This is a genomic window from Guptibacillus spartinae (genome assembly GCF_028610625.1).
GTDB lineage: Bacteria > Bacillota > Bacilli > Bacillales > Guptibacillaceae > Guptibacillus > Guptibacillus spartinae.
On sequence record NZ_JAQQWU010000011.1, the window covers coordinates 81,617 to 108,065 of the forward strand.

The 26,449-nt window shown below is 39.9% G+C and carries 27 protein-coding genes; 19 read left to right on the forward strand and 8 right to left on the reverse strand.

Annotation, left to right across the window (positions count from 1 at the left end; genetic code table 11):
• Positions 1-12: 12 nt before the first annotated feature.
• A complete protein-coding gene (locus PQ511_RS17325; RefSeq protein WP_273853178.1) occupies positions 13-543 on the reverse strand; it encodes a sigma-70 family RNA polymerase sigma factor in 531 nt (176 codons plus the stop codon).
• A gap of 291 nt (positions 544-834) precedes the next feature.
• Here PQ511_RS17325 and PQ511_RS17330 point away from each other — a divergent pair, with 291 nt between their 5' ends.
• From PQ511_RS17330 to PQ511_RS17345, 4 genes are all read left to right on the forward strand, one after another.
• Positions 835-2,025 (forward strand): DUF418 domain-containing protein, encoded by a 1,191-nt coding sequence (locus PQ511_RS17330; protein WP_273853179.1) that lies wholly within the window; start codon positions 835-837, stop codon positions 2,023-2,025.
• Complete coding sequence (locus PQ511_RS17335) at positions 2,012-2,566, forward strand: HD domain-containing protein (RefSeq protein ID WP_273853180.1); 555 nt, start codon at positions 2,012-2,014, stop codon at positions 2,564-2,566. The genes PQ511_RS17330 and PQ511_RS17335 overlap by 14 nt, the downstream gene beginning before the upstream one ends.
• An 88-nt stretch (positions 2,567-2,654) precedes the next feature.
• Entirely contained in the window at positions 2,655-3,095 is a 441-nt protein-coding gene (locus tag PQ511_RS17340; protein WP_273853181.1) for a DUF948 domain-containing protein, read from the forward strand.
• Between the two features lie 2 nt (positions 3,096-3,097).
• The gene (locus PQ511_RS17345; protein ID WP_273853182.1) at positions 3,098-3,730 is read left to right on the forward strand and encodes a YtxH domain-containing protein; all 633 of its coding nucleotides are present in this window, start codon (positions 3,098-3,100) and stop codon (positions 3,728-3,730) included.
• A 154-nt stretch (positions 3,731-3,884) separates the two neighbouring features.
• On the opposite strand, the gene PQ511_RS17350 is transcribed toward PQ511_RS17345, so the two are convergent.
• Complete coding sequence (locus tag PQ511_RS17350; protein WP_255461919.1) at positions 3,885-4,013, reverse strand: hypothetical protein; 129 nt, start codon at positions 4,011-4,013, stop codon at positions 3,885-3,887.
• Positions 4,014-4,296: 283 nt separating this feature from the next.
• Between PQ511_RS17350 and PQ511_RS17355 the strand changes: the two genes are divergently transcribed.
• Both PQ511_RS17355 and PQ511_RS17360 read left to right on the forward strand, forming a co-directional pair.
• Positions 4,297-4,683, forward strand: coding sequence for a response regulator (locus PQ511_RS17355; protein WP_273853183.1), 387 nt, complete (start codon positions 4,297-4,299; stop codon positions 4,681-4,683).
• 108 nt (positions 4,684-4,791) lie between these two features.
• Positions 4,792-5,583, forward strand: a complete 792-nt coding sequence (locus PQ511_RS17360; protein ID WP_273853184.1) for a TIGR00266 family protein — start codon at positions 4,792-4,794, stop codon at positions 5,581-5,583.
• 73 nt (positions 5,584-5,656) lie between these two features.
• On the opposite strand, the gene PQ511_RS17365 is transcribed toward PQ511_RS17360, so the two are convergent.
• Positions 5,657-6,778, reverse strand: a complete 1,122-nt coding sequence (locus PQ511_RS17365; protein ID WP_273853188.1) for a DEAD/DEAH box helicase — start codon at positions 6,776-6,778, stop codon at positions 5,657-5,659.
• A gap of 205 nt (positions 6,779-6,983) precedes the next feature.
• Between PQ511_RS17365 and PQ511_RS17370 the strand changes: the two genes are divergently transcribed.
• Positions 6,984-7,232: a hypothetical protein gene (locus PQ511_RS17370; RefSeq protein ID WP_224592863.1), complete on the forward strand. Its 249-nt coding sequence runs from the start codon at positions 6,984-6,986 to the stop codon at positions 7,230-7,232.
• A gap of 370 nt (positions 7,233-7,602) precedes the next feature.
• On the opposite strand, the gene PQ511_RS17375 is transcribed toward PQ511_RS17370, so the two are convergent.
• Positions 7,603-8,067 carry a divergent PAP2 family protein gene (locus PQ511_RS17375; protein WP_273853189.1) on the reverse strand — a complete coding sequence of 155 codons (465 nt, stop codon included), beginning with the start codon at positions 8,065-8,067 and terminating at the stop codon, positions 7,603-7,605.
• An 82-nt stretch (positions 8,068-8,149) separates the two neighbouring features.
• On the opposite strand from PQ511_RS17375, the gene PQ511_RS17380 reads away from it, so the two are divergent.
• The gene (locus PQ511_RS17380) at positions 8,150-8,347 is read left to right on the forward strand and encodes a hypothetical protein (RefSeq protein ID WP_273853190.1); all 198 of its coding nucleotides are present in this window, start codon (positions 8,150-8,152) and stop codon (positions 8,345-8,347) included.
• Positions 8,348-8,547: 200 nt separating this feature from the next.
• Here the strand turns inward: PQ511_RS17380 and PQ511_RS17385 are convergent, their stop codons facing one another.
• Complete coding sequence (locus tag PQ511_RS17385) at positions 8,548-9,675, reverse strand: CapA family protein (protein ID WP_273853191.1); 1,128 nt, start codon at positions 9,673-9,675, stop codon at positions 8,548-8,550.
• A gap of 151 nt (positions 9,676-9,826) precedes the next feature.
• Complete coding sequence (gene mobA, locus PQ511_RS17390) at positions 9,827-10,360, reverse strand: molybdenum cofactor guanylyltransferase (RefSeq protein ID WP_273853192.1); 534 nt, start codon at positions 10,358-10,360, stop codon at positions 9,827-9,829.
• Positions 10,361-10,534: 174 nt separating this feature from the next.
• Here mobA and PQ511_RS17395 point away from each other — a divergent pair, with 174 nt between their 5' ends.
• The 5 genes from PQ511_RS17395 (at position 10,535) to proC (ending at position 14,615) form a co-directional block, all read left to right on the forward strand.
• The gene (locus PQ511_RS17395; RefSeq protein WP_273853193.1) at positions 10,535-11,260 is read left to right on the forward strand and encodes a Crp/Fnr family transcriptional regulator; all 726 of its coding nucleotides are present in this window, start codon (positions 10,535-10,537) and stop codon (positions 11,258-11,260) included.
• A 189-nt stretch (positions 11,261-11,449) separates the two neighbouring features.
• Positions 11,450-11,611, forward strand: coding sequence for a cytochrome c oxidase subunit 2A (locus PQ511_RS17400; protein WP_273853194.1), 162 nt, complete (start codon positions 11,450-11,452; stop codon positions 11,609-11,611).
• Between the two features lie 15 nt (positions 11,612-11,626).
• Positions 11,627-12,100 carry a cytochrome c oxidase subunit II gene (locus PQ511_RS17405; protein WP_273853195.1) on the forward strand — a complete coding sequence of 158 codons (474 nt, stop codon included), beginning with the start codon at positions 11,627-11,629 and terminating at the stop codon, positions 12,098-12,100.
• Entirely contained in the window at positions 12,097-13,743 is a 1,647-nt protein-coding gene (locus PQ511_RS17410; protein ID WP_273853196.1) for a b(o/a)3-type cytochrome-c oxidase subunit 1, read from the forward strand. Before PQ511_RS17405 ends, PQ511_RS17410 begins: the two co-directional genes overlap by 4 nt.
• A 74-nt stretch (positions 13,744-13,817) precedes the next feature.
• A complete protein-coding gene (gene proC / locus PQ511_RS17415; RefSeq protein WP_273853197.1) occupies positions 13,818-14,615 on the forward strand; it encodes a pyrroline-5-carboxylate reductase in 798 nt (265 codons plus the stop codon).
• Positions 14,616-14,655: 40 nt separating this feature from the next.
• Here proC and PQ511_RS17420 read toward each other — a convergent pair whose 3' ends face one another.
• Complete coding sequence (locus PQ511_RS17420) at positions 14,656-16,158, reverse strand: hypothetical protein (protein WP_273853198.1); 1,503 nt, start codon at positions 16,156-16,158, stop codon at positions 14,656-14,658.
• A 131-nt stretch (positions 16,159-16,289) separates the two neighbouring features.
• On the opposite strand from PQ511_RS17420, the gene PQ511_RS17425 reads away from it, so the two are divergent.
• On the forward strand, positions 16,290-18,104 hold the full coding sequence (locus tag PQ511_RS17425; protein WP_273853199.1) for a terpene cyclase/mutase family protein: 1,815 nt from the start codon (positions 16,290-16,292) through the stop codon (positions 18,102-18,104).
• Positions 18,105-18,147: 43 nt separating this feature from the next.
• Here PQ511_RS17425 and speD read toward each other — a convergent pair whose 3' ends face one another.
• The gene (gene speD / locus PQ511_RS17430) at positions 18,148-18,540 is read right to left on the reverse strand and encodes an adenosylmethionine decarboxylase (protein ID WP_224593757.1); all 393 of its coding nucleotides are present in this window, start codon (positions 18,538-18,540) and stop codon (positions 18,148-18,150) included.
• 180 nt (positions 18,541-18,720) lie between these two features.
• Here speD and PQ511_RS17435 point away from each other — a divergent pair, with 180 nt between their 5' ends.
• From PQ511_RS17435 to PQ511_RS17455, 5 genes are all read left to right on the forward strand, one after another.
• Complete coding sequence (locus PQ511_RS17435; protein WP_420541727.1) at positions 18,721-20,091, forward strand: aldehyde dehydrogenase; 1,371 nt, start codon at positions 18,721-18,723, stop codon at positions 20,089-20,091.
• A 98-nt stretch (positions 20,092-20,189) separates the two neighbouring features.
• Positions 20,190-21,146 (forward strand): carbohydrate kinase family protein, encoded by a 957-nt coding sequence (locus PQ511_RS17440; RefSeq protein WP_273853201.1) that lies wholly within the window; start codon positions 20,190-20,192, stop codon positions 21,144-21,146.
• Between the two features lie 132 nt (positions 21,147-21,278).
• Entirely contained in the window at positions 21,279-22,325 is a 1,047-nt protein-coding gene (locus PQ511_RS17445; protein WP_420541728.1) for a M20/M25/M40 family metallo-hydrolase, read from the forward strand.
• A gap of 328 nt (positions 22,326-22,653) precedes the next feature.
• Positions 22,654-24,405 (forward strand): ABC transporter ATP-binding protein, encoded by a 1,752-nt coding sequence (locus PQ511_RS17450; protein WP_273853202.1) that lies wholly within the window; start codon positions 22,654-22,656, stop codon positions 24,403-24,405.
• Positions 24,406-26,430, forward strand: a complete 2,025-nt coding sequence (locus tag PQ511_RS17455) for an ABC transporter ATP-binding protein (protein WP_273853204.1) — start codon at positions 24,406-24,408, stop codon at positions 26,428-26,430.
• Positions 26,431-26,449: the final 19 nt, after the last annotated feature.

Below are 26,449 nucleotides of genomic sequence, written 5' to 3' on the forward strand. Positions count from 1 at the left end.
GGGAACCTCCCCTTAGTACATTTCTTTAAGAAGCATTCTGGCACGTCGCAATCTCGTTTTTACCGAGTTTTCCTTAATGGAAAGCAGTTCACTGATTTCTTGTACTTTTAAGTCTTCAAAATAATGAAGAAAAATAACCTCTCTATACTTAGTAGGAAGCTTGAGAATGTTTAATGCAAGCTCTTTATTTTCTTCAGATCCGATAAGTACCATATCGGGTTCTGAAGCATGTTGTTTAAAGGTACTTAACAGGGATTGAGCAAAAATGATGTTGCGATATCCCCAGCTCTTAAGAATATCTTTGCATTTATTTGCGGTAATGGTTAATACCCAGGATTTTAGCGAAGCTTCCATATTGAAAGTGTCTAGTTTCGTATAGCAAGTAATAAATACTTCTTGCGCAATATCTTCTGCCTTTCCTTTATCTTTTAAATAACTGAAAGCAAGCCAAACAACACTTTCGCCATATTCATCCATAATTGTTTCAAGGACCGCTTCCTTATTGGTAAGATCAAGATAGTTGGATGGTTCTTTGTTCCCCAAGGTTGCGTCTTCCTCCTTCGGCCCTTCAAACAAAAGACGAGTAACATGCGCGAAGGGTTTCATAATATATTTCCATAATTTGTGTATGTGTCTATTATAGAATAGATTTAACGGATCTTGGTAGATTTTCCTTTAATTATATAAAAATAATTCATTAACGCCAGTATAGGAGGAGTGAATAGGATAACATCTCGATTTCATTGTAGACATCGGTGGATTAGGAAGGAGATTGTTCACCTCATGTGGAACGAGTGGGTATGAGGAGTAAATTAGAATGAAAAGAGGAATAAATTGATTAAATCAACTGCAGTTCCAACACCGACCAAGGAGAGAATATTCTCTATTGATGCCATGCGTGGTCTTGCCTTACTAGGGATCTTTTTTGTAAACATGGTAGATTTTCACTCGCCTTGGATGTACATCGATCAGCTAAGCTACTGGGGGGATCAATGGAATCAGTTCGCTATGATTATAATTGATATTTTGGCACAAGCAAGCTTTTACCCTTTATTTTCATTTTTATTCGGATATGGATTTATTATTCTAATAAATCGTTTGACGGCTCGTAATGTCCCTTTTCTTCCGATTATGGTGAGACGTTTGGTAATCTTGTTTCTTTTTGGTGTCATGCATTTTGTTTTCATTTGGCATGGGGATATTTTGTTTACGTATAGTCTATGTGGCTTTCTATTGCTTGCCTTTATTAAATTAAAAGGTAAGCGACTATTGCAGATCGGACTGGGGTTATGGTTGTTTTATGCCATTATTTTCTTCTTCTTATTGTTGCCATTTGGTAGCGAGGAATTTACATCGCATGATCCTGAAGCGATTCAACAGTCCCTTCTTATATACGGGGCAGGTAGTTACGTAGAAATATTAACTCAACGTCTGAGCGATTGGACTTACGTGAACGGTGGGATAAATGGAGGTTTTCTCCTATTTTCGATTTTTCCCTATTTTTTAATTGGTGCCGCGTTTGCGAAGGAAGGGTGGTTTAACGGGGAGGCGAAACACTTGCCTCTTGTAAAAAAACTGCTTTTTGTAGGAGCAATTGGTTTTGTTGTTAAATTAACGCCTTTTCTGTTTGATGCTTACGCCTTTTCACATCTTCAAGATAGTTTAGGTGGCCCCCTCCTTTCACTTTTTTATATGTCAGCTATTTCTCTACTTTATTATTCAGGAAAGACACTAAAGCCACTCGAATGGGTTGGGAAAATGGCATTAACAAACTATCTTTTGCAGTCCATTGTGAGCACGCTACTTTTCTATCATTATGGTTTAAGTTTATATGGAAAAATTGAAGTGACAACGGGTATATTGCTAGTAATAGGCATCTTTCTAATCCAACTTGTTTTTAGCCGATGGTGGCTATTGAAATTTCGATACGGTCCGTTTGAATGGATTTGGAGAATGGGTACATACCGGACGCGTTTTCCATTAAAAAAACCTCAGAAAGGGGAGATTGCCTATGAAACTGATTGAAAAAGCAGTTTCATTTTCTGCGGTCGCTCACGATGGTCAATATCGAAAGGGATTGCCCTTACCCTACTTTTCCCATCCGGTAACCGTAGGGTTCTACTTATTAGAAGCTGGCGCATCAGAAGAAGCCATTGCAGCGGGAATCCTTCATGATGTTGTAGAAGATACTGCAATAACATATGAAATGCTTAAAAAGGAATTTGGTCAAGTCATTGCTGATTTAGTCAGTGGATGTTCTGAGCCCGATAAAAGTCTCAGCTGGGAACAAAGAAAAACTCATACAATAAGCACGTTAAGGATCGCTTCATTTCCTGTTAAGCAAATTGCTTGTGCAGATAAACTGCATAACTTAACGACGATTAAATCCGATTACGAAAAAGAAGGAGAACAAGTGTGGGAACGATTTAACCGTGGAAAAGAAAAGCAGCGCTGGTACTATGAATCAGTTTATACAAGTTTAATAGCTAATCTTTCAGAAACAGAATCTAGTTTCCCTTTGTTCTCAAAGTTAAAAGACATGATTCATGCGCTTTTTGAAGATTAACGTAATGTTTGTCATCTGAATTTCATGATTACATTTCCTACTTCGGGGTATTGGTAATTATATTCGAATAGAAGTAGGAGGTATTGAAGTGGAAATTATTCTTTATTTAGCAGTAGCTCTTATCGCGATTGTTTTCGCAGTACTTAGTATCTTTTTAATTAAAGTATTAAAGTCGACGGAAAAAACACTTTCAAACACGGCAGAAATGATTGATTCCCTTCAGGGACAAATTGATGGATTGTCAAAAGAAACAACGATGATGCTCCACAAAACGAATGTACTTGCAGATGAAGTACAATCCAAAGTAGGGAAATTCTCACCAGTTTTTCAATCCGTCCAAGAAACAGGTGCCTCTCTGCAAAACTTAACGCGTTCTTTTTCCAAATTAAGCAATTCGGTTGAAAAAGGCGTAGAAGCCAGGCAGGGAAAAGCGGCAGAAGCGGCGAATTGGGGAAGTACTGCTCTGGCTATGTGGGAGAAGTATCGAATCAAAAAATCCAACATTCAATCTGTTAAGGAGGAAGGATAAAGATGAAAGAGTCAAAATCAAACCATGATGTGAAGGTTGAACATGAACCAGCACCAGAAGGGTATTCATCCTCAACAAGAGAAGTGATTCGCATTGATTCTTCAGACCCGATTAAGTCAGAAAGTCAGTTTAAAGGGCCAGCAATTGCTGCATTAGCTGGGAGTGTTGTAGGAGCTGCAGCGGGCGTATTGCTTGCCCCGAAAGCGGGAAAAGACTTGCGAAATGACATTAGTGGTGGCGTGACAAAAGCGAAAGATAAGAGTGTTGAAGTGACTAGTAATGTGAAAAACAAATCAAATGCATTTGCACAGTCGGTTAAAACAAAGTCGAACGATATCGTAAGTAAAGTGAAAAATCGTAAAACTGATTCATCTCAACCAGAAGAGGAAGCGCTTGTTAGTGGATATTCGATCAAGCGAGCAGCTGAACTCGACGAAACAGAAGTACCGACTTCCACTGTTGTAAATCACGATATCGAAAAGATTATTGTTGAAACGGAAGGTGCCGACACATTTGACGATGTTATTCAACGTGATGTTGAACGAACACTTGAAAGAGACCCGGATCATCCGGAAACCCTGGATGAAGCTGCTGAGTTAGAACTAAAAAGAACGTATGAGAAAGACTCGAAGTAAAAACCGCCTTGGCGGTTTTTTTTAATTAAAGCTTATGCTAGCTTATATTGTTGATTTCTCGAGAGCCAAATAGTAAAACCACTCATTCACATAGCCTAATCAAAAGAAAAAGCAGAGGAGTTTCCTCTGCTTTTTCTTTGTCTGAATATGAAAATTAGGACGGGTGGATCGAGTTTACTTTTGTAGCTTCTCGGACAACGCTTCTTGCTTTCGATGCTTCAAGTTGTTCTTTCTTCGCTTTGTTCTCGATTTCTTTAATGGTCTGAATGGTTGGACCAGTCATGGTTTTTAAACCCTCCTAATTTTAATCTACCTATCATTTCCCCACACGAAAAAGATAAAACGCTTAAATTGTAAAAAGTTATAAAATGGTAAAAAAGCACCTGTGTTTCTGATAAAACGCTTTCATTTCTTAATGATGAACAATAAGTAAGGCGAAAATGTGCGAGATTTGTAATCTCATGACTAGTTTCGACGAAGTTATTTTCTTTCATGAATAGATGATGCACAATAATGATAAGAAGTCGCATGAACTGAGACTATATCGCAAAAAAGGTGGGCATACGATGAAGAAAATATTAATTGTGGACGACCAGTATGGCATTCGAGTGTTGTTAAGCGAACTATTTAAGAAAGAAGGGTACCAGACGCTGCAAGCTGCGAACGGAATGACAGCCATAGAGCTTGTGAAACAGGAATGTCCGGATCTTGTAATCCTCGATTTGAAAATGCCCGGTATGGACGGATTAGAAGTGTTTAAAACTCTCAAAACGTTTAATGAAGAAGTTCAGGTTATTTTTATGACAGCCTATGGTGAATTACAGCTTGTACAAGAATTTATGAAGCTTGGTGCAATCACACATTTTGCAAAACCATTTGATATCGAAGAAGTGTGTCGAACTGTTAAACGTGTCATCCCACTTGATACGAAAGAGGTCGTACGCACCAAATAATTTTTTTTACCTGCTTTCATTAGAGAGCAGGTTTTTTCGATTATATTTGAAACCAATTCATTTTTTAAACGTATGTTAATCGATGATCGAGAGAAGGGAAGTCATAGATTGAACAATCACCAAATTGACTTTAAGTTATATGGAGATGATATGCAGTTTGTCGAAGTCGAACTGGATCCAGGAGAGACAGTTGTAGCTGAGGCAGGTAGTCTTATGATGATGGAAGATCACATTGAAATGGAAACGATTTTTGGCGATGGAAGCGAACGCCAGAGTGGTTTAGTAGGGAAATTGTTTAGTGCAGGAAAACGCGTACTTACAGGTGAAAGTCTCTTCATGACGGCTTTTACAAATGAAGGAAAGGTGAAAAGGCACGTATCCTTTGCTTCTCCTTATCCGGGCAAAATTATTCCAATGGATCTGAGTGAATGGGAAGGAAAAATTATTTGTCAAAAAGATGCTTTTCTCGCTGCTGCAAAAGGTGTATCGGTTGGGATTGAATTACAAAAGAAGTTAGGAACCGGGTTCTTTGGCGGAGAAGGATTTATTATGCAAAAGCTTGAAGGAGACGGTTTAGCATTCGTTCACGCTGGTGGAACCATACATAAAAAAGTACTACAGCCAGGTGAAACGCTTCGCCTTGATACCGGTTGTTTAGTAGCTATGACAGGCGATGTTCATTATAATATTGAGTTTGTAAAAGGAATAAAAACAGCTTTGTTTGGCGGAGAAGGATTGTTTTTTGCCACTCTCAAAGGGCCAGGGACGGTTTGGGTTCAATCTCTTCCATTTAGTCGCTTAGCAAGTCGCGTGTTCGCTGCAATGCCACAAACTCCAGGCGGGAGTAAAGGAGAAGGTAGTATGGCAAAAGGACTCTTTGATATGTTTAGTGGAGATTAATTCTTATTTTAAAAAGCAACCTTCCATCATTAAGAGATGGAAGGTTGCTTTATTTAGATTAGGGAGTGAATCTTTATTTGCGCTTACGAGCTTTAGGAGCTGGTGCATTCTTTCTCGTTAATTCGAGATCTAGTTTTTGTGTGATTTTCTCCAGGTATTTTTCTTCGCCGGGAAGCAGAAGTGTTACAACGGAGCCCTCTTTCCCCATTCGTCCTGTGCGGCCTGAACGATGAAGGTATGTTTTGGCATCCTCAGATAAGTCGTAGTGGAAAACATGTGTAATGTTATCAATATCTAATCCTCTTGCCGCAAGGTCAGTTGTGAGCAATAGTTGAATTTGGTCATTGCGGAAACGATTTAAGACATTTTTTCTTTCAGTCTTATTCGTAGAACTGTCTAATACGTCGAAAGAGATTTTCTTAGTTGCAAGAATGTCCTTTAGACGGGAAAGGTAGTTGCTATTATTCACAAAAGCTAGAGCTTTAACCCCTTCTTTACGTGCAAGTTTTCGAAGTAATTCGGGTTTCTCGCGACGGTTGGTTACGTAATAACTGTGATTGATGGCTTTCTTTGCTTCAGCTGTAGCTTTAATGCTTAACACAGAAGGATTATCGGAAAGCTTTTTCGCCTGCATGAGGACTTTGTCACTAAGCGTAGCTGAGAAGAAGAGAAGCTGACAGTCTCTTAAAGCAGACTGACAAATGTAAGAGACATCTTCCATTGTAGATGGATGTAGCACCTGATCGGCTTCATCGGCAACGATGGTTCTCACTTCATTCATTTTAAGCTTCTTCATCTCTATTAGTTCTGCGATTCGGTTTGGTGTTCCTATGATTAGCTGTGGGTGTTTTTTTAGTTTATCCAATTGGCGTTTGATTGCAGCTCCTCCTATCATGGAGGCTGCAGTCATTTCACTACCTTGTAAAAATTTCTGTGCAACTTCAAATACTTGCATGGCAAGTTCTCGAGTTGGTGCTAGAATGATTGCCTGCGTGTTTTTCTTAGTTGGATCAAGTTTCTGCATAATTGGTAATAGAAAGGCTAGTGTCTTACCAGTTCCAGTAGGTGCTTCAACAAGTAAATCTTCTCCATTCAAGATACGAGGGATCGCTTGTTCTTGGACAGCAGAGAAAGTTGTAAAACCAGAAGATTTCCAGTTTTCATTAAGGAATGGGTGTTGATCAAACATAGTCATAGGGTTACTCCTTTATTATCATATACGTTCCACCTGAAAGGCAGGATTATTTTATCAAGCTTGTTTCGGTTATCTTAGCCATATTTATTTTAACATAGTCAGCAATTTCTCAGAATGCGATCGGAATCTTTTTCGTTAGGGCGTCTATTAATGTTTTGTTGAATTCTAAGAGGGAATAAACAAGCTAGAGGGAGGGACAACGGACATGAATGGATACTTACTTAGAAAAATGGCTGTATATACATTACTTACCGGAATCATCGCCGCAATTTTTATTGGCATTACGCTAGGAGAAAACCTACCGAATTACGCTACAATTGAGGAGCCGTATCCAATGCGTTGGCTAATTGGAATTGGGGCATTTGGCATCAGCGGCATCATTTCTTCGATCCTATACACGGGTGGTGTAATAGCGGATATTATTGCTCAAAAAAACGAACAAATTTCTCCATAAAATGGATAAAGAGCGCATCGCCTCGATGCGCTCTTTCATTATATATAACGATCGTTATTTATTAACAGTAACTCCTTCATTGCCGCGGTAAACATACCATAGAGATCTGTTGATCTCTCAAACAACGAAAGCCCTACCTCTCTTCCATCCTTACGGCTCCGAAGCCGCGCCAGTGTGAGTGAGGAGGATCAACAGCAATTGTAGTATGGCCATTAACTTGATACAAGCCAATTAGAATCATGCTGTTCATACCTTTCCAGTTATGAATTTTAGTTCTCCTTATTTTAAAGGAGCTAGTTGTTAATAGGGGTTTGTTGATACCCAATTACTTATTATACACGTTTGATTGCATAAGTCAAATAGGATTCTGTTATTTTTTAGAAAAATACCCTAATAATCCAAGTGCAATACCGAGTAAGGCGCCACCGCCAACTTCGGCGGGCTGATGTCCAAGCAGTTCATTTAATTCTACATCCCTTCTTGCATGGAGCAGGTCAGGGTAATGACCTGATAAAAGCTCAATGTCTTCATCAAGGTCATTAACAAGTTGAGCAATTTCACCTGTGTGTCGCCTTATTCCTTGAGCATCGTACATGACAATAACTCCAAAAACAACAGCAAGGGCGGTTTCAATTGAATGCCTTCCTGTTTCTAAGGCTGTATAAGTAGCTAATGCAGATACCCCTGCTGAATGAGAACTTGGCATGCCGCCTGTTTGAAAGAGAGGACGCCAATCCCACTTGCCTGATGTCGTTTTATGTGTCAGTATTTTTAAACCCTGTGCTAGAAAAATGGCTGAAAGTGCCACGTTTATCCCTTTATTCATTTTACTCACCTCATTGTTATTCTGGCAAAAAACCGCATGTTTATGAAACCTGCAGGAAAAAATATGAATGACAATGAAAGGAGAGAAAGCTTTGAACATTACTCAGCATGAGGCAGAGGTAATACGTTCTGCGTTAACCTCACTAATGAACGATTCAAATAAAGAGAACTATGTGGCAGTTTTAGAAAAATTAGCTCTTACTCCTTCAGTGAACCAGCTTGGTGATTTAGAAGGATTTATGAATGCTGGAGTGGAAAAGGAAAACCACGGTTCGTCTCAATTAACCTAAGCTTTTTAGCTTGTGAGCTTGCGAGAGGTGATTGAAAGCCGATTCAAGTTAGGATCAAATTCCTTTCTTCCATTACGCTAGAAACAAAAAATGAAGGGAAGGAACTCAAGAGAAGAGTTGTAACCGTGACAGGCATAGTGTCATAATTTACTGCACCAATGTGGATAGAACGCGATGCTCCCCATATCAGTGCAGTTTTTTTATGACTTCGGTACCTTTAAATTCGGAATCCATTTGCTCATATGATTGTTAATCTCATCTAATCGTTTTGGTTTTACTTTTTTTAATGGATGAACATGATATTCTTTGTCTACAAACGTAGGGATAAAAGATGGTGATGTGACCGAGAACGTCGTATTGCCTCTAAACTTTTCTTTCGCAAATTCTACTTTTAACATTCCACCGATATCTTTGTAATCTCCCTTTTGACCGGACAAGAAATTACCTAATGAATAAGCAACAAGAACCTTCCGGTCGTCTTTTGTTTCAATCCATTCTAATGGTTGAAGCACATGTGGATGGTGACCTAAAATCAGATCAGCTCCTGCTTCAGCTAAAAATGAACTCAGCTCTATTTGGGTATGATTCGGTAACCGTTCATATTCAGTTCCAAAGTGTACACTTACTACAACCCCGTCAGCTTGTTTTTTCGCATTTTGAATATCCCGACTCATCACCTTTTTATCTATGTAGTTTACGAGGTATGGTTTATTAGCAGGAGGACGAATGCCGTTTGTCCCATACGTATAAGAAAGGAAAGCTAACGTGATGCCATTATGCTCAATCGTTCGAATTTGCTCACGGTCTTTTTTCGATGTGTAGCTTCCAGTATAAAGCATATCGATTTTCTTCCAGTGTTGAATGGCGTTTTGAATCGCCTTTTCTCCACGATCTAATGTATGGTTATTTGCCATTGAAACGATATCAACTCCGGCATTTTTAAGGGCGTCGCCAACTTCAGTTGGACTGTTAAACGCGGGATACGAAGAAAGCCCTATTGTTGTTCCACCGATGACCGTTTCTTGATTAGCGATGGTTATGTCTGCATCTAGTAGGAGGTTTTGAACGTCTTGAAGCATCGGGTTAAAATTGTATCCTCCTCCTTCTACTGCTTTTTCGTATACACGATCGTGGATAAGAATATCTCCAATTGCCGCGAGTGTTACAGAGCTCTTATCAAGAGAAGCATGCTCCAAATTTTGCGACACGTTTCGATAAGTTTGGAGATCTGATGCGTTTTTAGGCTCTTCTTTTTGACTGGATAGCCAAAAGCTCAATCCTCCAATTGAAATTAGAAGGATGATGAGTAGAGGTAGCGTTTTTTTCATTGTTTTCACCTATATCCATTTATGTGGTAAAGCGTTCTCACCGTTATCGTACCACCTTTTTATCAGAAAAGCATGTCGATTTATAAAAGGGAGTTTTCATGTTAAGAAAGGAAAAGGATTTATTCAAATAGACATGGCTCGTGAGCCATGTCTATTTGAGGAAGAGGCGATCACTTTCAAGGATGACTGAGGAGGTGGTAATGTTTTCTAGAAACGAAGAAACGCTAGCCTCTTCTTGTTGAAGAAACTCCGTCAATTTTGATTTTACGCTTGTCCTGTAAACCCCTTCAAATGCTTCTAGGGCCCCGTTGATAATAGGAAGTGCTGCATCCACCTCCAATTTCAATAAATTTTTTATTAATCTACTTGCCACACAAGTAGAAGGCATGAGGTTATCTGATTCGATGACCCAAGCAACTTCCATTCTAGAAAGTGAAAGCCCAGCGTGTAGTCCACCTAACGGTCCTTTGTTTTGGAAAAAATCTGTTATGATGCGGGTATCGGCTGGTACATATGGTAGTAGTTCTCTAGGCGTATTTGTCACGACGATTATTTCATCAACGATCTTCCGCATTTCTCTAATCTGAAACTGAATAAGCGGTTCACTATGTTGCGGTAGAAGGGATCTATGACGACCGTAGACATGATCATTTGGTCCTCCGGCTAAAATAACTCCTGTTAGCATGCTCTTCACCTTCCAATTCGTTTGTTAGTCTAAATGTATCCTGCGCTTGATAAATTTACTGTAAGGAATGTCACATATTTTTGGGGAAATGAGCGAGATGTGATGTTTATCACACCTGAATAAGAAGTGACCTTCTATAATAGAAGTAACAGAAGTGTTCTAGGGGGGAAAATGATGAAAATCACTTGTCCAGTTACGATGATGAATAAAGGTGGGTACAATACACAGTCATTTACGAAGGAGAATTTTATTAAATTAGAAGAGTTAATGTATGAGCAGCAGGTGAAACGTGGTGAGAAGATCTACTGGGAAGGAAATAACTGCAGTCATCTTTATTATTTAAAAAGTGGAGCGGTGAAACTTACGAAAAGTTCAGATGAAGGCAAGGACCTCGTACTCTACCATTTCCAGGCAGGCGATTTATTTGGTGAAATTGGAGATGACTCCCATATTCTTAATAGCTTTAGTGCAGAAGCGATGACAGATTGTAGTCTTGGCATCATACAGCAGAAAGATCTAGAAACTATCCTCTGGCAGAACGGTGACCTTGCTATTGAATTTATGAAATGGATGGGATATATGCAGCGTTTTACGCAAACGAAACTTCGTGATTTAATGTTTTTTGGTAAGCACGGTGCCCTTGCTTCTACACTGATTCGAATTGCAAACAGTTATGGTATTGAAGAAGGAAATACCATTCGTTTAACGACAAAATTTACAAATACGGAAATTGCGGATTTAATTGGCGCAACGCGTGAAACGGTGAACCGAATGTTAAATCAATTAAAAAAGGATGAAATCATTGCTTATGAAAACGGGACGATCATGATTGAGGATCTTGAAAGACTTAAAGCCATTTGTCATTGTGAAGGCTGTCCTAAAAACATATGTCGGTTATAAAGAGGTCAGGGAGTTACCTGCTCTCTTTTTTTTTGAGGTTTTATTGGCTGAAAACTTACTATATTGGCTAAAGTTGGGTTTTATTGACCAAATCCAAAACCTCCCTTTGTTTTGTGAGTTAAGTCACAGCTTCTACCCGGACATTCTCCTAAACTAAATTTATACCGAGCATACAAAGGAGGAGGAACAATGGGGGTTCTTGAGGAGAAAAAGGAAACGGCTCGAAAAGTCGTTACGACAAAGGAAGAAGGACCAAACCTGAAAGGAACGATGATCGCTGTCATGTTACTTGGGGGATTTATTGTCCTATCCTGGTTTGGCGTCTACTGGCTTTATCTCGTTCGTCTTTAGAAAGGGGGAAACAACATGCACATGCACAAATTAGAAAGGTTATGGCTAATAATCGGAAGTGGTGCACTTGTTGTGTTTTTATTGGTAATAGGTGTGAATGCTTTCGCAATGGGGCATACACCACCAAGTGATCGTGATATTCTAGACCCTACTCAAGTCGATTTAACGGCACCATTTGACGATCCGGGGTTAAAGAAGATTGGTGATAACGAATATGAGTTGGTTTTAGTTGCGCAGGCTTTTACTTTTCAATCAAACGATGAACTGAAAATTCCTGAAGGCGCAACGGTTCATTTTAAAGTAACGAGTAAAGATGTGGTTCACGGTTTTCAAATTCCGAAAACGAATGTCAATATGATGATTACGCCAGGTCATGTTAATACAATTACACATACATTTGATGAAGCAGGTCAGTTTCTCATTTTGTGTAATGAATATTGTGGGGTAGGTCACCAGGCAATGGGTGTCCCTCTGGAGGTGATAAAATGATGAACCAAATGATCGTTGATCGAAATGATGCAAAGCTTAGTATGGCGCATCTCTATATTGCTTTCGCAGCTGTGCTTTTGGGTGGGATTGCAGGGCTTTTGCAAACACTTGTAAGAAGTGGAACCATTGTACTTCCAGCAGGGATAGGTTATTACCAACTCCTGACAGCTCACGGTATTTTACTTGCACTAGTTTTTACAACTTATTTTATTATTGGGTTTTTCTATGCCGGCATGAGCAGGACAATGGGGAAGTTCTATGATCAGCCTTATCGATTGGGGTGGCTTGGCTACATCGTGATGACAATTGGAACGGTACTTACAACAATCATGATTTTGTTAAATGAAGGAACCGTACTATATACTTTTTATGCCCCGTTAAAAGCTTCCCCATGGTTTTATATTGGTCTTACGTTATTTATTGTTGGGACCTGGTTAGCGGGCGGCGCAATGTGTCATCAGTATTATATTTGGAAAAAGGTTTCTCATAAAAAAATTTCACCATTATTTAGCTTTATGGCTGTTATGACAATGGTTTTGTGGTTTGTCGCTACGATTGGAGTCGCTGTTTCCGTTATCTTTCAGTTCATTCCCTGGTCATTCGGTTGGGTTGATGAGATTAATATTTTACTCAGTCGAACGCTTTTCTGGTATTTTGGTCACCCTCTCGTGTATTTTTGGTTATTACCTGCCTACGTGTGCTGGTATGTTATTATTCCTGAAATCATTGGAGGTAAAATTTTTAGTGATTCTTTAGCACGGTTGTCTTTTGTCCTTTTCTTGTTGTTTTCAATTCCGGTTGGTTTCCATCATCAGTTACTTGAATCTGGCATATCTCCATTTTGGAAATATTTACAGGTTGTGTTAACGTTCATGGTCATCGTTCCTTCTCTCATGACTGCCTTTTCACTATTTGCTTCATTTGAAATGGCAGGGCGGAAAAAGGGAGCGAAAGGATTATTTGGTTGGTTTCGTGCATTGCCTTGGAAAGATGCGAGATTCTTTGCTCCGATGGTCGGTATGTTAATCTTCATTCCGGCAGGTGCGGGTGGAATTATTAATGCTAGTAACCAAATGAATCAAATTGTTCATAATACCCTTTGGGTGACCGGGCATTTTCATCTAACGGTTGCTTCGAGTGTGGCGCTAACGTTCTTCGGCATCGCGTACTGGCTAATCCCACACCTAACTGGTCGTGTGCTAACAGGTAAAATGCATCAAATGGCAAACTTGCAAACGATTTTATGGGCGGTTGGCATGTTCTTTATGTCAGGGGCGATGCATACCGTTGGTTTACTTGGTGCCCCGAGGAGAACAGCTTATACAACCTATCAGAATAATCCTGATGCCTTAGGTTGGATGCCTTATGAGGTGGCAATGGCGGTTGGTGGCTCGATTCTCTTTATTGCTATTTTGCTATTAATCTACATTATAACGGATCTTGCTTTTTTTGCTCCAAAAGGGAAAGAAGATTTTCCGATTGGGGAAGTGGCAGAGGGCGCCGAGAAAACGCCTTCTATATTAGAGAATTGGAGATTATGGCTCGGTATCGCCACTGTACTTATTCTTGTAGCTTATACTGTACCCGTGGTTCATATGATTGAGCATGCTCCACCAGGTTCTCCTGGATATAAATTCTGGTAAACGCCGGCAATTAGCCGGCGTTTTTCTAATTTGAAACCTTTTGGTATAGTTAAGGAGGAAATTGAGGAGGGGTTATGGTGGATAAACCGAATATCTTATTTATTGGTGCCGGACGAATGGCTGAGGCTATTTTCTCTGGACTAAAACAGTCGGATTCGATTGGGAAGATTACAATTTCAAATCAATCGGATCAAACGAAATTAGCTCACTTGAAAGCAACGTATCATGTGGAAACGGGTGCATGGCAAAATGTACTTTCGAAACATGATGTTGTGATTCTAGCGATGCCTCCCGCGGCTCATCCTGAGGTGCTTCATGAGCTCTCTAGTAAAGTAACGGAACAATTTGTAATTACAGTGGCGGCTGGAATTGGCCCTTCTGTATTAGAAGCTTCCTTACCGGGGCTTCCAACAGCATGGATTATGCCAAACACTGCTGCTGATATTGGGGAGTCAATGTCACTGTATACTTGTGGCAAAGAAGTGAAGCAAGAACATCGAAGAGTCCTTCAACTGATTCTAAATGCCATCGGGGAATCAGAAGAGTTATCAGAACAACAGATTCATGATCTAACAGCGATCACGGGGAGTGCCCCTGCTTTTGTCTATCATTTCGCCGAAGCGCTTGAAAAGACGGCAGCATCCTACGGTTTATCATCAGAAGTAGCGAGAAAGCTCGTTGTGCAAATGATTTATGGTTCAGCGTCCATGCTCAAAGATGGACGTGAAGCAGGAGACCTTCGCGATCAAGTAACAACACCGGGAGGGGCTACAGCTGCTGGACTTGAAGTTCTAGAAAAAGCTGAATTCACTCAACTTATTCATGAAGCCGTATTAGCTGTCAATCATAAAGCTGCTGAACAAGCAAAGTAAAAAAGCATGTCCTCTGCTAGAGGGCATGCTTTTTTAGTCGTTAGAGAATATAAGGTCCTAATAGGAAGATCAAAATCCCCAGGTTTAATCCAAGCTGATAGGAGGTCCGCTGCATGATGGTCCACTCTTGATCTTGAGCCAAACGACTTATGAGATAAGCAGCAACAAAGACAATCAGTGGCCAAACGTATGCTGCCCCTGCAAAGGTTAAGTAGGATGGAGCAAGATACTGAAATGGTCCATCAAGAATAGATGGAAGGAAAAGAATTTGAGATGCGACACAAAGCAGAACGATTGTCCATTCAACCCATTTTTTGTCTTGTTCAATTGCTGTCGTATTGGCGAAATAGAAGTACATTAATGCTACGGCAGGTAGGATCAGAAAGCCAAATGAGAAAGCTAACATCGCAAACATGCCAACAATCGCTGTGAACGTATAGTAAAGGGCATAGGTTAAATCATCACTTGATAGTGAGCTGCTTTTTTTCACAACAGTAGGATCCGTGGAGGCGCCGTGTAAGACGAGTTCGCTTTTCTCTTGGTCCATCCAAACGAGAGATTGATCTGTAATGGAAACAGGGCGGATGGATAACTCCTCTGTCGTACTCCTTCGGGATGCAACCCACTTTCCGTCTTGTTGTGTCGCTTCATAGATGCTAATGACGGAGCGTTTTGGTGAAATTTCTCCATTTGAGCTAAAAAGAAGATGCGCTTCACCATCTTTTTCTGTTAAAGAGAAGTAATTAGGTTTTTCGAAGCTGTCACCTGTTTCTGCATTTTTGATTTTTAAAAGATGAACGTCGGCTTCTTTACCCCCCGCACTTTCTCCTAGATATGTATTGATTATTCGTGTCCCCTGCCTTGTAGCACCAACCGTATAAGTGAATGTAAGTTTGTCCCCAAGTTCAATCATTTGAAGGTTGCTGTAGATTTCTCCTGATGTAAGGGGCGTTTCATACAAAATACGGGGTTCTTTTTCAGCATTAAGTGTAAGAAACTGATTGGTATCTTCCGATTGAACATAAAGGAATGCTAGTCCATTTTCAGTCAATGTTCCGCTTTTTATGTATTGAGGTAATTCGGTTTCTGACTGGATTTTGCCGTCTGGTGAAATGGTATATGCAGTGTGCCGCGACCAAGCGATCACACCATTTTCTGATACATTGATGCCTTCAATATCGTTGAGAATGGGTGTTTCTTTTCCATTTGTCGCATAAATCAATTCATCGCTCTTCTTATAAATGGCCTGTTGATCATCGACATAAAATGAATAGCCTTCTGGAATGGTGTAGTTGAGTTTTTCTGTCGTTGTGTCTAATTGTTCGTTCACCACAACTTTTCGAACGGGATTACCGCTAAAAAAGAGAGTGCTGCTATTTCCCTCACGTTGAACAAACATCTCGTTGTCTTCAGCAGCCACATCAAGACTGACTGATCTGCTCCAATCTGCAGCCGGTTTTTCTTGAAGAATAGCTAACTGATGAAAATAAACCAACAGTAAAATGATAAGACCGGTGAGAAGGGGTAGTCCTATTTTCTTCATTTTATTCCTCCTTGTTCCTTACATACGATTGAATTTTACACAAGTTTCAAAAAATTTACAATGGTTTTTGGTGTGAATCGCCAAAAGATTTTGTGAATACAATACGATAGCCTACTTCAAGGAGGAGCGTAATGAAGAGGGAAAAATTAGAACGAAAATTGGAAGAGTTGACGAGAGAAGCACTTAAACATCAACAGGAAAATGGTGCTTTTCGTTTTTGTTTTGAAAATAGCCTTTTAACAGATGCGATGATGATTGTTTTAATACGAATGCTGGATCTTCCAGAAAAATCATTATTAAATGCTCTCATCCAACGCCTTTTATCAAAACAATCTAAAGAAGGATATTGGAAGTTATATGAAGACGATCAAGGGAATCTGTCTGCAACTGTCCAGGCTTATTATAGTCTCTTATATTCAGGTGAAATACCGGCAGAAAAAACTGAAATGAAAAAAGCGAAACACTATATCCAAAAATGGGGAGGGCTCGAAAGGGTTGATTCGATGACGGCTGTTTTTCTAGCATTAAATGGTCAACTAAAATGGCCTCGATTAGGTCATTTCCCATTGCTCTTCCTCCTTATACCACAGATCTCCCCAATCTCTTTCTATGATTTAAGTTCTTATGCAAGAGCGCATTTTGCACCCATTCTCCTATGTCAGGATCTTCGTTACTCCATTACAACGAAGTGGACGCCTGATCTTACTGATTTACTTTTGGAGGATCGATTCATTGGATTGAATAGCGCGTGGAAGGTTGTTAGTCAATTCCCTTCAAACGTACTATACAAGGCGAGAAAGCAAGCGGAACAATACATGCTTCAGAGAGTAGAAGAAGATGGGTCATTATTGAACTATGCAACGGCTACTTTCTTTATGATTTATGCCATGTTGGCGCTTGGGTATGAAAAAAATGCTCCCGCGATTTTACGTGCTTTTTATGCCCTGAAAGGAATGGTTTGGGATCCAGAATCTCATCTGCAAAATTCACCGTCCACTATTTGGGATACTGCTCTTCTTTCTCTTTCGATACAAGAAGCGGGTTTAGCTTATGCAGTACCAGCTGCGAGGCAGGCTAATCATTATTTAGTCAACCATCAACAGACGAAATATGGGGACTGGTCCATTACAAAGAAAGGAATTTCACCAGGGGGATGGGGATTTTCTGAGGGAAATACACTTCACCCTGATATAGACGATACAACGGCTGCATTAAGAGCATTGAAAGATTTGAAAAAGGTATCAAACCGCTGGCACCAAGGAGTCAGTTGGGTTCTTGCGATGCAAAACCAGGATGGAGGTTGGCCAGCGTTTGAACCGGATCGCGAGGCAATATTATTAAAAGAATTACCAATTGATGGGGCGAGCTCTTCATTTCCAGATGATTCATCGGCAGATTTAACTGGAAGAACAATTGAGTTTTTATGTAATTATGCTGAACTAAATCGGGAGCATCCTTCAATTAGAAGGGGGATCAACTGGTTGATTCAAAATCAAGAAAGGGATGGCTCGTGGAGAGGCAGATGGGGAATTTGTTACATCTATGGTACCTGGTCAGCTTTAACCGCATTAAAAGCAGCAGGCTATTCTTCTGATTTTCTTCCAGTTCATAAAGGGATTCAATTTCTAAAAAAAATTCAGAGGAAAGATGGAGGATGGGGGGAGTCCTGTAAAAGTGATGATCAAATGAAATATGTTCCTTTACATTTTAGCACGCCATCTCAAACAGCTTGGGCCGTTGATGCCTTATCCATATGTAAAGCAACGGGTGAATCGTTAAATCGAGGGGTGGATTACCTTCTTAAAGAATCTTTTGATAAAGAAGAACGCACTTATCCGACTGGTGCTGGGTTACCAGGAGGCTTTTATATCCGGTATCACAGTTATAATGTGATTTGGCCACTCCTTGCACTTTCTCACTATAAGAAGTTACAAATAAATCTGTAAAAAAAGATATGAGAGAGGCGAATGGCACCGCCTCTCTCGTGCATTATGGTGATTCTACACCACTTTTTTCAATTTCTTTAACAGTAATTTCTCCTGCGCCACGGGGGATTTTAACTGTGTGAATGGTTTTAGCTTCTAACGACCTTGCTATGGCATTCGCAGCTTCGGAAGGGTCAATTTTATCTCCGCAGGTATAGACGTCAACTGAAGCATAGCCATGTTCGGGGAAACTATGAATGGTTAAGTGAGATTCTGCTATAATAACGGCCCCACTTATGCCTTGAGGTTCAAATGGATGAAATACAACATCCCTTATTTCCGCGCCAGCTTCAAGAGCAGCGCTAGCAAATGTTTCCTCTATATAGACTAAGTCGTTTAATTTTTCTTTGTTACAGTTCCACATTTCAGCAATGATATGGTGACCAAGTGTTTCGATAATAAATAGCCTCCTTTTAAACTACATCCTTGTATAGTGTTGATTACAGGAATTGCTTTTATGCAGGATATCCCCTCAAAGAGGAAGAAGTAAACCTATAGAAAATCTTTAACATTGACATCTTATGTTCAAATGTTTAAACTAAGAAACCATAAAGTTAATTTATAAGGAGAGTGTAAGGTGGAACACATTGCTGAAAAAGTATCGATGCAAAAGGAATATTATTATACAGGAGAAACAAAGTTCTATTCGTATAGAAAAAAACAGCTTGAAACCTTAAGAGAGATTATCAAAGAATATGAACCTGAAATTTTACAAGCGCTTAAAGAGGATTTGCACAAATCAGAATGGGAAGCTTATACGACTGAAATTGGCTTTCTTTTAGAAGAAATTAAGTTTACGTTAAAACATTTAAAAGAGTGGATGACGCCGGAGAGAGTAAAGTCTCCTGTTACTCATTTTGGTTCCAAAAGCATCATTCACCGAGAGCCTTATGGCGTCACTTTAATTATCGCGCCCTGGAATTATCCCTTTCAACTTCAGTTAGCTCCACTCATTGGAGCGATCGCATCCGGCAATTGTGCGGTATTAAAACCATCTGAATTAACGCCTGCAGTCTCAAGTCTTATAAGTAAAATGATTCGTGAAGTCTTTCCTGAAAAGTATATTGCTGTTGTTGAAGGCGGAGTTGAGACTAGTACAGAACTTTTAAAACAACCGTTTGATCATATCTTTTTCACTGGAAGTGTTCCAGTAGGTAAAATTGTGATGGAGGCGGCTGCCAAACAACTCATTCCTGTGACGCTTGAATTGGGAGGGAAAAGTCCGGCAATTGTTGATAAAGATGCTGATTTGACTCTTGCTGCCAAACGAATCATGTGGGGGAAATTCACTAATGCCGGTCAAACGTGTATCGCGCCTGATTATTTGTATGTTCATAGCGACGTGAAGTTGGCATTAATTGAACAAATGAATCAGGTGCTACTCGAATTCTATGGTGAAGATCCAATTTCTAATGAAAACTACGGTCATATTGTTAGTAAGCGTCATTTTGATCGTTTAAAAAGCTTTTTAGCCGATGGAGACGTACTCATTGGAGGTCAGCATAAGGAAAGTGATCGAGTTATTGCGCCAACAATTATGGACAACGTTTCGTGGGAAGATTCAGTGATGCAAGAGGAGATCTTCGGTCCTATTTTACCTGTGCTGGAATTTTCAGATCTTAATAAGGTTATTGACGAAGTTCGCCGCCGCCCAAAACCGCTGGCACTTTACTTTTTCTCTGAATCTGAAGAAAAGCAAGAAGTGATTAATTCGTCTATTTCCTTTGGTGGGGGATGCATGAACGACACATTTATGCACATCGTCTCTCCTTATTTGCCATTCGGTGGCGTAGGTTCCAGTGGTACAGGCAGTTATCATGGGAAAGCAAGCTTTGAAGCGTTCTCACATCAGAAGAGTATTGTAAAACAAACAACGAAATTTGATTTTGCATTTCGTTATCCATCTGCTAAAAATGGCTTGAAAATCATCAAAAAAATTATGGGATAAGATCGTTTAATTCTTTAGTGTTTTACCCTGTCATGGTATGATGACGGAAAAGCTGATCGTTTGAGGCAGCTCTATCAATGGCGTAGGAGGAATGCGAAATGAGTAAAGGTGTTATTAGTTTAGGGGAAGCATTAATCGATTTTATTCCTCTTGATAAAGATAATCTGACGTATCAAAAAAGCCCGGGGGGAGCTCCAGCAAATGTAGCGGTTGGTCTTGCTCGACTAGGTGTTAACGCCACTTTCCTTGGAAAAGTTGGCGATGATGTGCTTGGACGATTTCTACAAGAAACGTTAAAGAATTATGGTGTGGATGTCTCCACGATGATTTTAACTGAATCTGCACGAACCGGTGTAGTATTTGTAACGAATGCAGAAAATGGGGAGCGGAGCTTTGATTTTTACATAAACCCAAGTGCGGATCGCTTCTTGAACGTGGAAGAAATTAGCGATCAATTATTTGAGCGTCATCGCATCCTTCATTTCGGATCGATCTCCATGATTAGTGAACCATCTCGAACCGCTACAAAGAAAGCAGTTGAAAAAGCGAAGGAGAATGGGTTGCTCATTTCTTATGATCCAAACTTACGACTTGGTCTATGGGAAAGTGAAAATCGCGCAAAAGAAACGATTATTTCGATGTTATCTGAAGCTGACATTTTAAAGCTTTCAGAAGAAGAACTTACTTTTATAACGGGTGAAGAAACCGTCGAAGCCGGAATTAAAAAGCTAGCTCATTACCGTATACCAGTCATTTTCATTACGATGGGTGGGGAAGGTAGTCTAGTTTATACACCTGATTATTCTCTTAGAGTTCCAGCAATGAAGGTGAAAGCAGTTGATACAACAGGAGCTGGGGATGCATTCGTATCTGGAATTCTTCATGGTTTTAACGAATATCATGGCTCACTCTCTGAACTATCGCGTGAAGAGCTTGAGCGAATGACGCAATTTGCGAGCGTTTCTGGTGCATTAGCGGCTGCAACAAAAGGCGCGATGACGGCCCTGCCAACGAAAGAAGAAGTGGAAGAAATTTTATTAAAAGAATTGAAATAACCAGCTGCCCCGTACAATTATACGGGGGGCTTTTTTGATTTAAAGAGAATCAATCCTATCCAAAACTAGAATGAAGACTAGCTGTAAGATACAATGAAAAAAGAACGATTCAACTATTTGGAGGTGCTTCTTATGAATCAGGAATTTTTACTTGAATTATTATCAACCCCTTCACCATCTGGAGCAGAAATGGAAATACAGCATAAGTGGATGAACTATGTGAAGGAATTTGCAGATGAAATGAAAACAGACAATGCAGGAAATGCGATTGGCATTCTTAATCCAAATGCTGAATATAAAGTTTTACTTGCAGGGCACTGTGATGAAATAGGCTTTATGGTGAAAAAAATTGATAATGATGGATTTATTCGTGTAGAAAAGTTAGGCGGTATTAGCCATAAACCGGCAATAGGCATGAAGGTAACGATTCTTGGCACGCATGGAAAATTAACTGGGGTATTTGGCGTAAATGCGGAGCACCATGGGGGAGCAAAAGAATTCAATTTTGAAGATCTTTACATAGACTGTGGTGCGACTTCGAAAGAAGAGGTTGAAAAGTATGTTCAAATAGGGGATTTAGCTGTTTACAAACGAGAAGTTGAACACTTATTAAATGACAGGATAAGTGGTAGAGGTCTGGATAATCGTACCGGTGCGTTTATCGTCGCAGAGGTTCTTCGGAAAGTTGCAAAGCGTAATCCTAAAGTTGGTGTCTATGCGGTTAGCACAGTCAATGAAGAAACAAACATGGGTGGAGCATATTTTGCTGGTGCAGGTATTCAGCCAACGATGGCGATTGCTTGCGATGTCACATTTTCGTCTGACTATCCTGGAATTGATGCAAGAAAACATACGGAGGTTAATCTAGGAGACGGACCAGTTCTTGCAAAAGGGGCTCCAATTAATGTTAAAATCAACCAGCTACTCGAAAAAGCTGCCAAAAAGCTTGATCTTAAACTTCAATATGAATTAACACCAAGAATGACAGGAACCGACGCTGATAAGCTTCGGTTAACCGGACAAGGTGTTCCGGTTTCTCTCGTATCTCTTCCGTTACGTTATATGCATGCGCCTGTAGAAACAGTAAGTCTTAAAGATATGCAGGAAGAAATTGATTTGTTAGTTGAAATGATTGCTGATTTAACGGGTGAAGAGAGTGTAAATCCGTTAAGTAAATAATAATATTGACAAAATTGTGACAATAATGCTAAGATGACAGAGTGAAAAAATTACGGTAAAGGAGAGTGTGTGTGATGAGACATGTTTTAAAAGAAAGAGCCCAACAAATTTCATGTACTCATAGACGCACTTTGCCAGTGAAGTAACCCCTTTGTCACCTAAAGGAAACGGCACGCGTCTTAGACGTGTGCCTTTTTTATGTCTAATGAATTTATGAGACATAGCCGCATACGGCTATGTCTTTTTTAATTTCTGAAAATGGTGACAGTGGTTAAAGAAGTGGCCGCCTCTCCATGCACATTGGTGAGGAAAGATTGGAGGGAAGAGAATGTTTACGATTTTACGCAAATTAAGTTGGTTTTTTAAACAGCATTGGAAGCGCTATAGCATTGCTATCGGGTTGTTAATTTTAGGTGGCATTCTAGAAGTTATTCCGCCTAAATTAATTGGTATGGCGATCGATGAAATTAATGTGGGAAGTTTGACGTGGGAAAGCTTACGAAATTATCTATTCTTTTATGGCACGTTATTAATTGTCGTTTACCTTGTTACGTATGTATGGATGTACCAGCTATTTGGTGGTGCTTTTCTAGTTGAAAGAATGCTTCGATCTCGATTTATGAAACACCTCCTTAAAATGACCCCATCGTTTTACGAAAAAAACCGAACTGGGGATTTAATGGCAAGAGCAACGAACGATCTTAAAGCTGTATCATTAACAGCAGGATTTGGGATTTTAACTTTAGTCGATTCAACCATCTTTATGTTTCTTATCTTGGTTACGATGGGTGTTTTGATTAGTTGGAAGTTAACGCTAGCAGCGATTCTCCCTCTCCCTTTAATGGCCCTTGCAATGAATCGTTATGGGAAGATCATTCATAAGCGTTTTACTGCTGCCCAGGATTCATTCGGGCATATGAATGATCAAGTGCTAGAATCAATTGCTGGGGTGCGGGTAACACGAGCTTATGTTCAGGAACGAGCCGATCAACAAAAATTCCAAACTTTAACAGAAGATGTATACAACAAAAACATTGAAGTAGCAAAGGTAGATGTCTTGTTCGAACCGACGATAAAAGTTCTAGTAGGTATCAGTTATTTAATTGGTTTAGGGTACGGCGCGTATCTTGTTTTTCATAAAGTTCTCACGTTAGGTGAGCTCGTATCATTTAACGTGTATCTCGGAATGCTGATTTGGCCAATGATTGCGGTCGGGGAACTTATTAATGTTATGCAACGCGGAAATGCATCATTAAACCGTGTGCTAGATACGTTATCTTACGAAGAAGATGTTAAGGAACATCACTCTCCGAAAAGCATCGATTCACCTAGCACTATCGCATTTAAGAATGTACGGTTCACGTATCCATCCTCATCTGTCACGAATTTAGATGATATTTCTTTTACCTTGAAAAAAGGACAGACGCTGGGCATCGTTGGGCGAACGGGTAGTGGCAAAACAACTTTACTGAAACAATTGTTACGAGAATATCCAGTTGGAGACGGGAAGATTAGCATATCTGGAATACCGATCGAGGAGTTTTCTCTTGAAACCCTTCAGAAATGGATTGGATACGTTCCACAGGATCAAATGTTGTTCTCTCGATCTGTGCGAGAAAATCTACTTTTTGGTAAGAAAGATGGAACTGATCAAGAAGTTGATCGCGTGCTTCATCTAGCCGATTTTAAAAAAGACATCCATCTTCTTCCTCAGGGGTTAGAAACGCTTGTAGGAGAAAAAGGAGTGGCTCTCTCAGGAGGACAAAAACAGCGAGTTTCGATTGCTCGAGCACTCATGGTTGACCCAGAGATTCTAATCCTCGATGATGCGATGTCAGCTGTTGATGGGAAAACAGAAGCGCAAATTCTTTCCAATTTACGGAGAGAGCGCACGGGAAAAACAACGCTTATTGCAACACATCGACTCTCGGGTGTAAAGCATGCTGATTGGATTGTTGTACTTGAAGAAGGAAAAGTCATTGAAGAAGGTACCCATGAAGAGCTTCTTGATCAAAAAGGATGGTATCGAGAGCAATATGACAGACAGCAGCTTGAAGATTCTCTGAAGGAGGTGCTGTAAATGAATCGACATGTAGGAAAACGGCTGGTAAAATATGCGCTTGGTTTTAAGAAAAATATTATCATTGCACTTCTGCTTTTAACCGTTGCTGTTACAGCGGAACTATCTGGTCCTTTCATTGCTAAACGGATGATTGATGTTCATATTCTTGGAGTTGAATATCCATGGTATGAAGCTGAAGTAGGAGAAGACGCTGTTCGATATGAAGGCGAGTGGTATAAACGGAGTGATCATTTTGAGAAAAATGAAGGGAAAGGAGAAGAAGTAAGGATTCTTCAAGTGGGGCGGGAATATTACTTTGTTGATGAACCGATCGCCTTCGATGGAGAGCGAGCGGTAGAGGGAGATACGCTTACGATCCAAAAAGATGGAGAACAACGATCCTATGAAACATCTGAAATAAGCAATGAACAGCTACTTGCTTTTTATCAACCTCAAGTTGAACCGATGATTTGGCTCATAGCACTCTATTTTGGACTTCTTGTCTTTGCTTCATTTTTTGAATATGGTCAGGGACTACTCTTGCAAACTTCAGCCAACCGCATTATTCAAAAAATGAGGACAGATGTCTACGCACAAATTCAGCGTCTACACATCAATTACTTTGATAATTTACCAGCAGGGAAAGTAGTGGCTAGAATAACGAATGATACAGAGGCGATACGTGAACTATACGTTACCGTGCTTGCAACTTTTTTTACCAGTATTTTTTATATGACTGGAATCTTCATTGCTCTGTTCTTGCTAGATGTAAAACTTGCCTTTATTACTCTAACGATCGTTCCCCTCCTCGTTGTATGGATCATTGTTTACCGGAAATATGCTTCGAAATTCAATAAAGTGATTCGGACGAGGATAAGTGATATTAATGCAATGATTAATGAATCCATTCAGGGTATGTCAATCATTAGAGCGTTTAAACGCCAAAAAATGACGGAGCAGGAATTTGAAGAGTTAAATGATAGTCACTTCACTTATCAAAATAAGCTATTAAATTTAAATTCTTTAATGTCTCATAACCTCGTAAACATTTTGAGAAATATCTCCTTTGTCGCGCTGATCTGGTATTTTGGAGGTGCATCGCTTACTTCAGGTACCGTTATCAGTCTTGGTGTTCTCTATGCGTTTGTCGATTATTTAAATCGGTTGTTTCAACCAGTTACAAACATGGTCAATCAGCTTGCGAATTTAGAACAGGCACTGGTGGCTGCAGATCGAGTTTTTGAGCTCCTAGACGAAGAAGGGGAAGATGTATCAGATGGAACATTTCCACGCTACGATGGAAATGTTACTTTTGATGATGTTTCATTTGCCTATAAAGAAGAGGAGTACGTTCTGAAGAATTTATCTTTTGAGGCGAAAAAAGGTCAAACGATTGCCTTAGTAGGGCATACGGGCTCGGGAAAAAGTTCAATTATGAATTTATTGTTCCGATTTTATGATAATCAAAAAGGCAAGATATCTATTGATGGAGAGAACATACAGGATATTCCAAAGCAGCAGTTAAGGCAGCATATGGCGATTGTTCTTCAAGATCCATTTTTATTTACAGGGACGATTGCGTCTAATGTAAGCCTTGATGATCCAGCGATCTCACGAGAAAAAGTAGAAAAGGCGTTAAAGGATGTGGGGGCTGAACAGTTACTTCGTTCACTTCCAAAAGGTTTCGATGAGCCAGTTATTGAAAAAGGAAGCACGCTTTCGTCAGGACAGCGTCAGCTCATTTCGTTTGCAAGGGCTTTGGCGTTTGATCCTGCCGTGCTTATACTTGATGAAGCGACTTCCAATGTTGATACTGAAACAGAAATGATGATTCAAAACGCGCTGGATATTTTGAAAAAGGGCCGTACAACCTTCATCATTGCCCATAGATTGTCAACGATTCGAGAAGCAGATCAAATTCTTGTTCTTCATCAAGGCGAGATTGTTGAACGAGGCAATCATGACCAATTGATGAAGCAAAAAGGAAGGTATTTTCAAATGTATCAGCTGCAACAAGGAAAAAAGATTGAGCAAGCCGTCTAAGAGAAAATGAGTAAAAGCC

Bases quoted from the DNA above. Each gene is read 5' to 3' on its own strand.
- PQ511_RS17405 (WP_273853195.1), top strand. From the start codon at position 11,627: ATGCACATGCACAAATTAGAAAGGTTATGGCTAATAATCGGAAGTGGT.
- PQ511_RS17450 (WP_273853202.1), top strand. From the start codon at position 22,654: ATGTTTACGATTTTACGCAAATTAAGTTGGTTTTTTAAACAGCATTGG.
- mobA (WP_273853192.1), bottom strand. From the start codon at position 10,360: ATGCTAACAGGAGTTATTTTAGCCGGAGGACCAAATGATCATGTCTAC.
- proC (WP_273853197.1), top strand. From the start codon at position 13,818: ATGGTGGATAAACCGAATATCTTATTTATTGGTGCCGGACGAATGGCT.
- PQ511_RS17445 (WP_420541728.1), top strand. From the start codon at position 21,279: ATGAATCAGGAATTTTTACTTGAATTATTATCAACCCCTTCACCATCT.
- PQ511_RS17420 (WP_273853198.1), bottom strand. From the start codon at position 16,158: ATGAAGAAAATAGGACTACCCCTTCTCACCGGTCTTATCATTTTACTG.
- PQ511_RS17345 (WP_273853182.1), top strand. From the start codon at position 3,098: ATGAAAGAGTCAAAATCAAACCATGATGTGAAGGTTGAACATGAACCA.
- PQ511_RS17335 (WP_273853180.1), top strand. From the start codon at position 2,012: ATGAAACTGATTGAAAAAGCAGTTTCATTTTCTGCGGTCGCTCACGAT.
- PQ511_RS17455 (WP_273853204.1), top strand. From the start codon at position 24,406: ATGAATCGACATGTAGGAAAACGGCTGGTAAAATATGCGCTTGGTTTT.
- PQ511_RS17365 (WP_273853188.1), bottom strand. From the start codon at position 6,778: ATGACTATGTTTGATCAACACCCATTCCTTAATGAAAACTGGAAATCT.
- PQ511_RS17370 (WP_224592863.1), top strand. From the start codon at position 6,984: ATGAATGGATACTTACTTAGAAAAATGGCTGTATATACATTACTTACC.
- PQ511_RS17385 (WP_273853191.1), bottom strand. From the start codon at position 9,675: ATGAAAAAAACGCTACCTCTACTCATCATCCTTCTAATTTCAATTGGA.
- PQ511_RS17400 (WP_273853194.1), top strand. From the start codon at position 11,450: ATGGGGGTTCTTGAGGAGAAAAAGGAAACGGCTCGAAAAGTCGTTACG.
- PQ511_RS17355 (WP_273853183.1), top strand. From the start codon at position 4,297: ATGAAGAAAATATTAATTGTGGACGACCAGTATGGCATTCGAGTGTTG.
- PQ511_RS17395 (WP_273853193.1), top strand. From the start codon at position 10,535: ATGAAAATCACTTGTCCAGTTACGATGATGAATAAAGGTGGGTACAAT.
- PQ511_RS17350 (WP_255461919.1), bottom strand. From the start codon at position 4,013: ATGACTGGTCCAACCATTCAGACCATTAAAGAAATCGAGAACAAAGCG.
- PQ511_RS17425 (WP_273853199.1), top strand. From the start codon at position 16,290: ATGAAGAGGGAAAAATTAGAACGAAAATTGGAAGAGTTGACGAGAGAA.
- PQ511_RS17440 (WP_273853201.1), top strand. From the start codon at position 20,190: ATGAGTAAAGGTGTTATTAGTTTAGGGGAAGCATTAATCGATTTTATT.
- PQ511_RS17410 (WP_273853196.1), top strand. From the start codon at position 12,097: ATGATGAACCAAATGATCGTTGATCGAAATGATGCAAAGCTTAGTATG.